2 protein-coding genes (1 of these 2 cut by a window edge) are annotated in these 14531 nt (G+C 46.5%); both read left to right on the forward strand.

The window, feature by feature from the left end:
• The gene (locus BN1546_RS21115; RefSeq protein ID WP_090738773.1) at positions 1 to 11133 is read left to right on the forward strand and encodes a non-ribosomal peptide synthetase; all 11133 of its coding nucleotides are present in this window, start codon (positions 1 to 3) and stop codon (positions 11131 to 11133) included.
• Positions 11117 to 14531, forward strand: partial view of an SDR family NAD(P)-dependent oxidoreductase gene (locus BN1546_RS21120; protein ID WP_090738774.1) — the 5' portion only. Its footprint extends 16334 nt past the window's final position; the window shows 3415 of its 19749 coding nt (coding positions 1-3415); it begins with the start codon at positions 11117 to 11119; its stop codon lies beyond the right edge, outside the window. The genes BN1546_RS21115 and BN1546_RS21120 overlap by 17 nt, the downstream gene beginning before the upstream one ends.

A 14531-nucleotide genomic window follows, 5' to 3' on the forward strand; every position in this document is an offset into this window, starting at 1 on the left:
ATGACACGTAAACATGATCAAAGATCAGACCTTAATATCCCGATCGTTTCTTTTATGGAAACTTGCCGGCAATTTCCTGAAACAGAGTTGTTTACTTTTGAAAATGAAGGAGAGCATCCTCAAGTTCTTACGGGAACCACGCTTTTGCTGCAAGTGCAAACTTTGGGCAGCATTCTAATGAAAGAACTGGCCGCGCAGGAAAGAGCGCTTCTTGTATTTCCACAGGGTCTGGGATATATCAGCAGCATGCTGGCATGTTTTTATGCAAACATCGTAGCCATCCCTACACCCATTACAGCAGCAGAGCCAGATGAAAAAATGCTTGAGAAAATAAAGCCTATTCAAACAGATTCCGAGGCTGTATGTATCATAACAAATACTGCATTCAAAGCCTTTCTCCAAACACAACCAGAGTATAGAACGTTTCGTATCCTAAATATTGATGAGATTCTTCAGAAGAGCGCCGCCCACGTAGATATGAAGATGAGAATGCCAGCACCTGAAGATATGGCCCTTTTGCTGTACACATCAGGCTCTACATCCCTGCCTAAAGGCGTAATTCTCAGCCATAGATGTTTGATGAATCAGGTTAAGGCTGAGCAATGGAGAATTGACCAAAATAGCCGTATCGTGTCCTGGATGCCGCAATTCCATGCTTTTGGACTGCAAAACAATATTTTGGTACCGCTATTCAATGGTGCCTCAAGCATTCTTCTCCCACCAGAAAGCTTTGCTAAAAATCCGGAGCACTGGATTCAGATGATTGACAAGTATCAGGCTACCCATACGGCTGCGCCAAACTTTGCATTCGATTACTGCTGCTCCACCTTGGACATAGCTTCACTACAGGAATATTCTCTACACCATCTCCAAGCTATTATATGTGCAGGTGAGCCCATTCGAAAGGAGAGTTACGAAAATTTCATTCATAATTTCCGGGCATTAGGGCTTAAAGAAGATATATTTTGTCCTCTTCTCGGCTTATCTGAGTTGTGTCCTGTTACCAGTGTAAAACCGGGCCAGTCGATGAGATTCCTTAATTTGGATATTCCTAGCTTGGAGCAAAGAAGAGTCCAATACACAGATGAGAAGAATCCATCAAAGACCGTTGTCAGCTGCGGGGAAATCGAAGCTCCAACAGAAATACGGATTGTTCATCCTGAAAGTCATATGCAATGCCTACCAGGGGAAATCGGCGAGATTTGGATTAAATCCGATCGGACGGCAGAGGGCTATCTAAACAGGAAGGAAGAAACGGACAGCACTTTTGAGGCGGTACTTTCCAATACACAAGAAGACGGTTTTTTCCGTACAGGAGACCTTGGTTTTATTGCAGACAATCATATCTATGTCATCGGCAGAGAGAAAGAAGTCATTATCATTCATGGTAAAAATCATCATGCTGTCGATATTGAATGGACCATCCAAAAGAATATGCCGGAGTTGACCTTGCCTATCGCTGTATTTTCCGCCGAAATCAATGGTCAGGAAAAGGTAATCGTCGTACAGGAGATTGAAGCACCTCTTCATGAGCAGGAATATAAACGACTGGTTGAAAACATGCTGAACGCTGTATCTGGGACACATCAACTTGAGATATATGATATATATTTGCTGCCAAAGGGTAGTATTCCCAAAACGGGAAGCGGGAAAATTCAAAGAAAGGTCTGCCGTAATGCCTATATCAAACAAGAGCTTAGGGCGCTTTATCAATATCGGAGTCCCCTCTCAACAGCGTATTCAGATATAGGAGAAACGGATGTTACTATAAACGCTGTTTCGTTGATACAGCTGAAGATTCAGGAATATATGGTGCAATTTTTGCATCGGGAACTGAATCTGGAGTCCCAGGCAATGGATTTGAATAAAAATATTCACGGCTACGGCATCGATTCCATTCTTGTCATGAAGCTCATACGTGGTATCGAAAAATCTTATCCGATCAAGGTTAATGCAAGAGAAATTCTAGAATACCCGACGATTCAACTACTATCGGCTTATTTAGCCAAAAAGATTGAAAAAGATAAACCGGTTGTAGAGGCCAAGACCGAGACAATCCTGCACGGTTTGCAAAGGAATCCACTTTCTGAAGTTCAAAAAGGACTGTGGTTATTACATAAAATGTCTCCTGAAATCAATGCTTACAATGTACCAATATGTCTCCGATTTAATACGAAAGTGGAGATAGAGAACGTTAAACAGGCTTTCCACACCGTTTTAGAACAATATCCTATTTTAAATAGTGTGATTGAAGAAGAAAACGGGACACCTTATCAAAAGCTGGAGCCTGCTCAGCCGTTCAATATGCAGGTAGAGGATATTTCAAGCTTGAAAGCGGATGAAATCATGCCCTTTATTCGGAGCAAGGCAAAGCAGCCATTCGCGCTGGAACAGGACTCTATGATGCGTGTGTATCTGATGTCCAGGTCCGAGCAAGAACATTTCATACTAGTGGTCATCCATCATATTATTTTTGATGGTAGTTCTTTCGTCCTTTTTATTCAAAGTTTTTTAGATGCATATAAAGACTTGGTACGAGGAAATAGACCGATCGTTTTACCACCTGCCGCGAGCTATAACGATTTTGTGGAATGGGAACAAGCGATGCTGGCCAGTGCAGAAGGGGAGAAGCATTTTTCCTATTGGAAGCAACAGTTGTCGGGTGCTTTACCGACTCTAGAGCTTCCATATAGCCGCTCAGGTTTTCTGACTCCGAGCATGGAAGGACAAACATACACCAAGCGGCTTCCAGTTGATTGGGTCAATCGGGTAAAATCTTTTGCTCGTACGCAATATATGAGCTTGTCTACCGTCTTGCTAGGTATGTATGTGATATTGCTCAACCAGTATTCGAGACAGGAAGATATCATCGTTGGTATGCCAGTTATGGTACGACCAGAGGAGCGTTTTGACCAACTAATTGGATATTTTGTCAACATGCTTCCCATACGCAGCAAAGTGTCGGAGACAGAGACATTCTTGGATTTCATGAAAAAATTGCAAATGACCGTAGTCAATGGGATGGATCATGCTCCTTATCCTTTTCCGGCTCTGGTTCGAGCATTAAATGTGCCGCGTCTGCTGGCGAGCTCGCCTGTGTTTCAAACCGTTTTTTCTTACCAAAATTACCTGCAAACTTCAAGCTTGCAGCAGCTTTGTGCGCCGTATAGCGATAGCTTTACCGTTGAGTTGGTAGAAGAAATTCACCAGGAAGGTGAATATGAGCTGGTATTGGAGCTGCTGGAGCAGGAAGAAGAGATGACATTAAATATCAAATACCGTTCCGGTTTGTTCGATGAATCAACTATTGTACAGATGGCTGAGCGTTATATCGGATTAGCGGAAGCACTAATGAGCAATCCTACAGGGGCCCTGCAGGACTATTCAGTACTATTGCAAGAGGAAAAGAACAGCATCCTTTATGACTGGAATGCAACCGAAGTGAGTTATCCGGATAAATGCTTTCCCGAATTATTCATAAAACAGGCAAGAAAAACGCCTGAGACTATTGCAGTCGTGTATGAAGAACAATCGCTTACCTATCGGGAATTAAAAGAAAAGAGCACTTTGCTCGCCATATATTTGCAAAATCAGGGCGTGACTCCTGATACGCTGGTAGGAATTTGCATGGAACGGTCTTTAGAAATGGTCATTGGGCTGTTGGGAATCCTTCTGGCAGGAGGAGCCTATGTACCGCTTGATCCAGACTATCCGGAGGATCGATTGGAGTATATGCTTCAGGATTCCAATGCATCCCTTGTCATTACGCAATCGGGATTGTTGGAAAAAGTGTCTCGGCTGGCAGGGAGCAATGTGAACTGCATTGTTCTTGATAACGATTGGGATCTTCTGACAAGTAGTGTAAAGGGGAGAAAGACACTCAGACGGGAAGTGCAGTCTAGCCATTTGGCATATGTGATATATACCTCTGGAAGTACAGGGAAACCCAAAGGGGTCATGATCCCGCACAAAGCGTTGACCAACTTTCTTCTTTCCATGGCAGAAAAGCCAGGCATAACAGAGCAGGACAAACTGCTCGCAGTGACAACGTATTGCTTTGACATCGCAGGACTGGAATTATACCTGCCTTTGATTAAAGGCGCTCAATGCTATGTTTGCAGTTCTGAAAAAGCCAAGGATGCCGAAAGACTCAAGCAGGAGATACAAAAAATAAAACCGACAATAATGCAGGCTACCCCTGTGACTTGGACCATGCTCTTTCAAGCTGGCTGGAAGAACGAAGAGAACATGAAAATGCTCTGTGGCGGAGAAGCACTTTCAGAAACATTGAAATCTTATTTTGTTCATAACAACGGTGACGCATGGAATATGTTTGGTCCGACTGAGACGACGATTTGGTCTACAATTCAAACGATTACCGCCGACAAGCCGCTTTCGATCGGTAAGCCTATTGCCAACACTCAGATTTATATTTTGGATCAGCACCTTAGACCTGTGCCTATTGGACTTCCGGGTGAGCTTTTCATTTCGGGCAGTGGCTTGGCCAGAGGTTATTTGAATCAGCCGGTGCTTACGGATGAAAAGTTTATTAACAACCCATTCAAGCCCGGAACTAAGCTCTATAGAACTGGAGATTTATGCAAGTGGCTTTCTGACGGCTCTATTGAGTATTTGGGTCGGATGGATTATCAAGTGAAAATTCGCGGGTTTCGGATTGAGCTTAGTGAAGTTGAAGGTCAGGTCAGAACATATCCAGGAATTGATGAATGCGTCGTGGTTGCCAAGGAACAAGGAGAGGATAAGCAACTTGTTGCCTACTATTTGCGGAACGACTCCGAGTTCGGGAAGTCCTCACTTGACCCGAAAGAAGTGCGAAATTATTTAAAAGCATTCTTGCCTTATTATATGATTCCAGCATTCTTTATCGAACTAGACAAGCTGCCATTGACCCCGAATGGAAAAATAGACCGGAAGGAATTAATGAGTCGCAAGGTCGAGCTGGCGACAGCAACAAGAAAAATCCATTTGCCACAATCAGATGTTGAACATCAAGTTTTAACAATATGGAAAAAGCTTCTGGATGTCGATCATCTAAGTACGGATGATGCCTTTTTCGACGTGGGTGGAAATTCTTTTACAGCCGCAGAGATGGTTAGAAAGATCAAGGACAAGCTGGAATGCGATATTTCGGTGACAGCACTGTTCAAGTATCCAACGATTAGGGAACTTAGTGCTTATATTATGAAAGTAAAAGGCGAGGCCCCAGCTTCTGCAACAGAACAAACAGATACCACTGAAAATACCATTTCACAGGGAATAGACTCGAAGGAAGATGAACATAAACCATCCTACCCTGATTATTATGAGGATAGCATCGCAATCATAGGAATCTCGTCCCTTTTTCCGGGTGCGAAAAACCACGTTGAGTTTTGGAGTAATTTGAGGGCAGGGGTAGAGAGTGTCCGGTACTTTTCCGAAGATGAACTAGCTCAATTAGGGCTGGAGAGAGAGATTGTCGAGCATCCAAACTATGTGCCCGGACAATGCACAATTGAGGGGAAAGAGTATTTTGACCCTGAGTTTTTTAATTTGTCCCAGAAAAATGCTGAATTTATGGACCCCCAGATGAAATTGCTGTTACAGCATGCATGGAAAGCTGTTGAAGATGCTGGTTATGTTTCTAAAGAAATTCCTGAAACCAGTGTGTATATGTCGGCGAGCAGCAGCTTTTATCAATCATTTATTCCTAATTTGGCATCACAGTCGCCTAATATCCTGAGGAATGCGGATGAATATGTAACTTGGATTTTGGCACAGGGCGGGACCATTCCTACTATGATCTCTCATAAATTGGGATTTAAAGGTCCCAGCCTATTTGTACATTCCAACTGTTCTTCCTCGTTAGTCGGACTGCGTTTAGCTTCGCAAAGCCTATTGTCCGGTGAAGCAAAATACGCGTTGGTTGGTGCGTCAACAATCTTTCCTTTCAACAGTTTAGGCTATGTATATCAGCCTGGCTTGAACTTTTCTAGTGATGGTCATATTAGAGCTTTTGATGATTCTGCAGACGGAATGATTGGCGGAGAAGGGGTTGGAGTTGTTCTACTGAAAAAAACGCTGGATGCCGTTAGAGACGGTGACCATATTTATACGATTTTACGAGGGGTCGGCGTGAACAACGATGGGACTGACAAACTAGGGTTTTATGCCCCAAGTGTTAAGGGTCAGTCTGAAGTTATTCAGAAGACGATCGAATCAACCGGAATTCATCCCGAAACGATCAGTTATATTGAGACACATGGAACCGGAACCAAATTGGGCGATCCGGTTGAATTTGCTGCCCTAAATGATACATTCAGGCAGTATACAGCCAAAAAACAATTTTGTGGTATTGGATCGGTCAAAACCAATATCGGACATCTGGATACTGCAGCAGGTTTGGCGGGGTGTATTAAAGTCGCTTTAAGCTTATATCATAATGAGATTCCTCCAACGCTTAATTACGATACACCCAATACCGATATCCATTTGTCTGATTCGCCTTTTTATGTTGTTGATAAACTGCGGAAATGGGAACATGCGTCAGTTCCCCATCGGGCGGCATTAAGCTCCTTTGGCATAGGGGGAACGAATGCTCATGCCATTTTCGAACAATTTATAGCCAATGATGAACCCGAACGCTCTAAATCCAGTTTGATGAACGATGCTGCTGACTATCTTATTCCTTTGTCTGCCAAAAATCATCAGCGCCTCAAGGCATATGCTGGGGATCTCTCGGCTTTCTTGACAGCTTCTCAAGAAATCAATTTGTCGAATGTATCATTTACGCTTCAAACAGGACGAACGGCAATGAAAAGTCGGGTAGCGTTTATTGTCAAGAATACGAGCGAGCTGGTGCAAAAACTGGAATCGTTCGCGAATGGGCAAGAACATATCGAGAATTGCTGGAGGGGAGAACATAATCAGCAAGATTCAGTTCAATGGTTTGAACAGGAAGAAGTGTTCAAGGAATTAGTGAGCCAATGGATCTCAAATCGTGAAATGAACAAGCTGGCAGAGCTATGGGCCAAAGGCTTCTATATCGATTGGAAATTGCTGTATTACGATCTCCGGCCGAAAAGAATCAGTCTGCCTACGTATCCTTTTGCTCAGCAACGCTGCTGGGCTCCTGAGGTTGAGGCTGGGGCAGCAAGGGCCAGAGCAGCGGTGGAAGCACCTGTGACTGTAGCCAGCCATACCCTGATGTTTGAGCCAGTCTGGAAGGAGCAGAACGTACCGCCGGAGGTCGAAGCTCCTGCCTATGACCGTCGTATCATCTTGCTGTGCGAGCCGGACGAGGCTTTGCCTGAACGGCTTGAAGCGAGAGTGAACGGAGCGGCGCAGGTTTTGGCTTTCTCATCCGGGAAGAGCCGGGTGGATGAGCGGTTTCAGGCCTATGCAGTTCAGGCCTTTGAGAGCATCCAAAGCATTCTCAAAGACAAGCCTTCGGGAAGGGTGCTGGTTCAGCTTGTCGTGACGGCGGCTGGAGAAGGGCAGCTCTTTTCGGGACTTTCGGGTCTGCTGAAGACCGCCCGACTGGAAAATCCGAAACTCATCGGGCAATTAATCGAAGTGGAACAGGGCGAATCTGCAGAAAGTCTGCTGGTGAAGCTGGAGGAAAATAGCTGTAGTCCAGTAGATGGATGGATACGCTATGGGGGCGGTCAACGCAAAACCGCTTGCTGGAACAGGTTCGAGCCGTCCCGGCCAGAAGAGAAGCTGCCATGGAAAGACGGTGGCGTATATCTTATCACCGGCGGCTCTGGCGGTCTGGGACTGCTTGTTGCAGAAGAACTAGTTCGGCACACCCGAGCAGCGACCTTGATTCTGACAGGCCGGTCGCCACTGGACGAAAACAGGCAAATCCGCCTGAAGGAGCTGGAGTCCTTAGGGGCCAGAGTGGTGTATAAGCAGGGAGATATCACCGACAGGAATACGGTGATCAGCTTGCTGGAAAGCATCCAAGAGGAATTTGGGCGTGTTCACGGGATTATCCACTGTGCAGGGGTCATTCACGATAACTTCATTCTCAAGAAAAGCAGGGAAGAATTTATCGAGGTGCTGGGACCGAAGGTCCAAGGGCTGGTCCATCTGGATGAGGCAAGCAGCGGTCAGGATCTGGAATTCTTCGTGCTCTTTTCCTCCATCTCGGGTAGCCTGGGCAATCCGGGGCAGGCCGATTATGCCACCGCCAACGCTTTTATGGATGCGTACGCAGCATACCGGAATACCCTTGTGGAGGCCCAGCAACGGCGGGGCCGGACGGTATCCATCCGCTGGCCGCTGTGGAAAGAGGGCGGAATGCGGATCGATGCGGACACGGAAAAGCTCATGAGACAAAATATGGGCATTACGGCTTTACAGACCGAGTCGGGCATTCAGGCGTTGTACCAATGCCTGTCCTCAGGCAAGGAGCAGGTAATGGTTATGGAAGGGGAGCCTGAAAAAATTGAGGCCTATCTGGCGAAAGCAGCGTCGCAGGTAGATGTCCGTACGATCGAGGCATCAGCGCCGAAGCTGGATACGGCCTCACTTTACGATAAAACTTTGTTTCATCTCAAGGCGCTGTTGGGAGAGGTGACCCGGCTGAGCGTCAGCAGCATCGAAGCTCATGAGCCGTTAGAGCGCTATGGGATTGATTCCATTATGATTACCCAGCTCAACGCCATGCTGGCAGAGTCTTTTGGCGAGCTGTCCAAGACGCTGTTTTATGAGTACCAGACCTTGCGTGCTCTGGCTGAATATTTGGTGGCGGAATACGTGCCGGAGTGCATGCAGTGGGTCGGAATGAGTCCAGACAAGGAACGGGTGGAAGAAACGGCTGCGGCAACCCAGTGCACTGAAGAAGAAAGCACGCCAGTTGCGGGGCAGACGATTGCGGAGACGGTGACAACGAAGTCCAGCCGTAGCTATGTGAATCCTGTTCGAAGCTACGCGGAGTTTGGTAAAGAGGAAACACGAGAACCGATCGCCATCATTGGTATGGCGGGAAAGTACCCAGGTTCGAAGGACATGAACGAATATTGGGAAAATCTCAAAGCAGGGAAGGATTGTATCGGTGAAATCCCGCAGGACCGCTGGACCCTGGAAGGATTCTTCCAGTCTAACAAACAGGAAGCGGTGGCTGATGGCAAAAGCTACAGCAAGTGGGGCGGTTTTATCGAAGGCTTTGCGGAATTCGATCCATTGTTTTTTAATATTGCACCGCGGGAAGCACTCAGTATGGACCCTCAGGAAAGGCTGTTCATTGAAGCCTGCTGGGAAGCGATGGAGGACGCGGGCTACACCAGAGAACAGCTTGCGGTACAGCATAATAACCGGGTAGGTGTGTTTGCGGGAATTACCAAAACGGGCTACGAGCTTTATGGGCCGGAATTATGGAAGATGGGGGCCAAAATATTTCCCCAAATATCCTTTAGTTCGGTAGCCAACCGGATTTCGTACCTGTTCAATTTGCAGGGACCGAGCATGCCAGTGGATACGATGTGTTCGTCCTCGTTGACCGCGATTCATGAAGCGTGTGAGCATCTATACCGCGGAGAATGCGAGCTGGCCATGGCAGGAGGAGTGAACCTGTATCTGCATCCGCTGAGCTATGTCGGACTTTGCGCCAACCAGATGCTGTCCATAGATGGACAGTGCAAGAGCTTCGGAAAGGGAGGCAACGGCTTTGTCCCAGGAGAAGGCGTGGGGGTCGTGCTATTGAAGCCGCTGTCCAAGGCGATAGCAGATGGAGACCCGATCCATGCGCTCATCCGGGGAACGAGCATCAACCATGGGGGCAAGACCAACGGGTATACAGTGCCTAACCCGACTGCTCAAGGGGAGTTGATCCGATCAGCACTAGAGCGAGCCGGGGTACATGCTCGGACCATCAGCTATATTGAAGCTCACGGAACAGGCACAGAACTGGGAGACCCCATTGAAGTAACTGGTCTGACCCAGGCCTTCAGGAAGGATACGGCAGACAAAGGATTTTGCGCCATGGGCTCTGTGAAGTCCAACATCGGACATTTGGAGGCGGCAGCGGGCATCGCAGGGATTGGCAAAATTGTCCTGCAGATGAAAAACCGGACGCTGGTTCCCAGCCTGCACGCCCAGGAACTGAATCCGAACATTCCTTTTGAGCAGACGCCGTTTGTTGTCCAGCAGGAGCTGGAGGAATGGAAGCGGCCTGTGGTTGAACTCGATGGAGAGACCCAGGAATACCCGAGGATGGCTGGGATTTCATCGTTTGGAGCAGGAGGCGCCAATGCCCATGTCATCATTGAAGAGTACGTTCCGGAAGAGAAGGCGCCCATCCGTGTGACAGCTCACAACCCCGTTATTATTGTGTTGTCGGCCAAAAATGAGGAACGACTGAAACAGCAGGTCGAGAGATTACTGTCCGTGATCGGGAAAGGAGAGGTCACAGAAAGCAATCTGGCTGATGCAGCCTACACGCTCCAGGTAGGACGTGAAGCGATGGAAGAACGCTTGGCGGTAATTGCTGAATCGATGCCAGCACTGGTGGAAAAGCTGGAAGGATTTCTAGAAGGCCACGATGGGATATCCGAGCTGTACCGAGGACAGGTCAAGCGAAATAAAGAGGCACTGTCCGCACTGCTAGAAGATGAAGATATGGAAAAAATGATCGCTGCTTGGATCGGGAAACGGAAATACGCGAAGATTGTAGATCTTTGGGTAAAGGGACTGGCGATGGATTGGAGCATGCTTTATGGAGATGTCAAGCCGCAGAGAATGAGTCTGCCAGCCTATCCTTTTGCAAAGGAGCGGTATTGGATCACGGATATTAAAACCAAGCAGGCTTCCATTGAATCTACCAAATCTGTACAGCCAACGAATATATTTATCGATCAAAAAGCATCTACGGTAGCGGCAAATATTTCGCAAATGAATGGAAAAGAAAGCGACGATCCAAATTCCGAAGCTATTCCTTCGTATATCCAGAATATTCAGAGCCACATTTCCACCAGTGTCAAAATGAAGAAGATGCCAGATATTTCTTATCTAGCGGCTGAATACGAAAGAATTCCTTCGACTATGGTCGACAACCAAGCTTACTCGGAACAGGATGGGGCGACGCGAGGGACTAATCGGATGAGGAGGCTTACAGATGAAGGAAATGAATGATGTCTTATGCAAATTGCTATGGGGGTATTTGCAGTTGATGGGATTATGCCCTTATGCACATATGAACAAGAAAGCTATGATTGATGATTTTAAAACCAAAACAGCATTGCTGAGTTTATACGATCGCTGGCTTGAAGAAAGCATAGAGGTATTGGCACGGAATCATTATTTTTATCGTAAAGGAGACTCTTATAGCGTAACGGATACCGCTTCGGTTGATGTGCAGGCTGTATGGAAGGAATGGGAATTGAAGAAAAGTGAATGGCTGAAAAATCCGGATCTCTCGGCCTGGGTTGTACTCGTAGAATCAACATTGCGCAAGTTGCCGGAAATTTTGACCGGAAACATACCTGCCACCGACATTGTTTTTCCTCAGTCCTCCATGAAGCTGGTGGAAGGCATATATAAAAATAGCCCTGCAGCAGATTACTTTAATGAAGTGCTGGGGGATATTGTGGTTTCCTACTTGAATGAACGGCTTAAGCATGACCCGACAGGGGCGATTCGAATCATTGAAATTGGTGCAGGCACCGGAGGAACCAGCGCTATGCTCTTCCATAAGCTTCGACCTTATCAGGAACATATTCATGAATACTGCTATACCGATAAATCCAGAGCATTTTTATTGCATGCACAAAAAGAGTATGGCCCGCAAAATCTTTACCTGACTTATAAAATTTTTAATGTGGAAGAGTCGGCTGTGGGACAAGATATCGACACGGGCGGTTATGATATTGCGATTGCCACCAATGTCCTGCACGCCACGAGGAACATTCGGCATACGTTAGGCAATGTCAAAGCAGCGCTGCGAAAAAACGGCCTGATTCTTATCAATGAAATCAGTGGAAACTCGCTGTTAAACCACTTAACCTTTGGCTTGTTGGAGGGATGGTGGCTTTATAATGACCCTGAACTGCGTATTCCGGGCTCCCCCGGTTTATACCCTGAAAGTTGGCAGGAGGTATTGGAAAACGAGGGATTCCGGTCCGTCTTTTTCCCTGCTCAGGAAGCGCATGAAGTAGGCCAACAAATTATTGTGGCTGAAAGTGATGGTATGCTTCGGCATCAACAGGAGCTTGAACATGACAAGCTTCCATTGAAACAGCGTGACACAGGGATTCAACCAGCTACTGATGTAACCGATGAAATGGCTGAAGAGCATGTCAGGGAGCTTATTGTAGAGAAGTTGGCAGAGGCCTTGAATGTGGACTTTTCAATGATTGATGTCCATGAGTCATTCGCAGATTATGGCTTGGACTCTATTCTTGGCGTCAACTTTGTACAGGATGTCAATCAGGGACTGGGTATTCATTTGCAGACTACAGACATCTTTGATTACAGTTCGGTAAAACAACTGACGGTATACATTTTAAGCCAATTTGGCGATACCGTTTTACAGGCTTTGGGACACAATGCTGATTCAATAGAGGATAGAAAAGATGCAAGCCGAGAAATCCAAGCGACTGAGGATAAGGATAAAGATTATATGTTTAATCCGGTTCAAACGGCACGTGCATCCATTGAGCCAGAGAGACCTAAACAGGAGAATAAAGGGAAGGATTTAGCGCAAAGAGAGCCGATTGCAATTATTGGAATGAGCGGGCGATTTGCCGGGTCTGACAATGTAGATGAGCTTTGGAATCACCTTAAGAATGGCGACGATTTAGTAAAAGAGGTGACTCGGTGGGATCTTTCAAAATATCAGGAAAAAAATGCGAGCTACTGCAATTATGGAAGCTTTTTGGAGGATATTGATAAGTTCGATCCGCTTTTTTTCAATATTTCGGGGCTGGAAGCGACTTACATGGACCCACAACAGCGGTTGTTTCTCGAGGAAGCATGGCATGCTTTAGAGGATGCGGGCTATGCGGGCACAGGAATGGAGGGACGCCGGTGCGGAGTTTATGTAGGCTGTGCCGAAGGAGACTACCAGCGATTGCTGGGTGAAGACCTGCCTCCGCAAGCACTATGGGGCCATATGGGTTCCGTGATTCCCGCCAGAATCTCCTACTACTTGAATCTTCACGGACCAGCTATAGCTGTAGATACAGCTTGTTCCAGTTCGTTAGTTGCTGCCCATCTTGCTTGCCAAAGCTTATGGTCCGGGGAAACGGATATGGCTTTAGCTGGTGGGGTGTATATTCATACCACCCCTCGCTGCTATTTATATGGTGATAGGGCAGGAATGCTGTCTCACACAGGGCACTGTTATACCTTTGATGACAGGGCAGACGGTATGGTTCCGGGAGAGGCTGTTGGCGCGGTTGTGCTCAAACGGCTTGACGAAGCAGTTGCCGATGGTGACCACATCTATGGGGTGATTTTAGGTTCAGCGATCAATCAGGACGGCACCACGAATGGACTTACTGCACCAAGCCAGAAGTCTCAGGAGCGACTGGAGCAATATGTGTACGATACTTTTCATATTCATCCAGAGCAAATCCAATTGGTGGAAGCACATGGGACAGGTACCAAATTGGGAGACCCAATTGAATATCAGGCATTGACGCGAACATTTAGAAAGTATACGGACAAGAAGGAATATTGCGCGATCGGGTCCATTAAAACGAATATCGGCCATACGCAAATTGCGGCAGGAATTACAGGAGTAATTAAGCTGTTATTGTCATTAAAACATGAGCAGATTCCGCCTTCACTTCATTTCCAATCAGGCAATTCCAATATTCAGTTTGCGGATAGCCCTTTTTATGTCAATACGCAACTGCAGAATTGGTTGATTGAGCCTGAAGCCAGACGTTGTGCTGCGGTTAGCTCCTTTGGTGCCAGTGGAACTAATGCCCACATGGTCATCGAAGAGGCTCCACATACAAAACGAAGACATTCCGAAAAGCCGGCTTATTTCATTCCGCTGTCCGCCCGGACTTCACAACAATTACGCCGCCAGGTGGAGCAACTGGTTGCATATTGCGAACAGGAGCCTGAGGCAGACTGCGGTAACATGAGCTATACATTATTGCTTGGGAGAAAGCACTGCAATCATCGGCTTGCATGTGTTGCCCGCAATCAAGGTGAGCTTGTCATGTCCCTTAAAAGGTGGCTGGAAAAAGGCAGTTCTTCTCAAGTTTATTATTCTGAACTACACGAAAAAGACCAACGCATTCAATCGTCCTTGAAAAGATATGGGAATGAATGTATCCAAAACTGTCAAAATGCAGGTGATGCCCGCGAGTATTTGGAGTTTTTAACTACGATTGCGGATTTATATATTCAGGGATATCCGTTAGACTTTGAGCGTTTTTTTTCAAATGAACAGTACTCCAGAATTCCGCTACCAACTTATCCTTTTGCAAAAGAGCGGTATTGGGCGCCTGGGAATGAAGCTCAAATGGCTAAGAGCATAGGTATAGAAAGTGAAATCGAATTAACGATTTCTAGAG

The organism is Paenibacillus sp. Mc5Re-14 (assembly GCF_001049835.1).
Classification (GTDB): domain Bacteria; phylum Bacillota; class Bacilli; order Paenibacillales; family Paenibacillaceae; genus Paenibacillus; species Paenibacillus polymyxa_C.

Coding starts and splice junctions, on each gene's coding strand:
- BN1546_RS21115 (WP_090738773.1), top strand. CDS start 1: ATGACACGTAAACATGATCAAAGATCAGACCTTAATATCCCGATCGTT.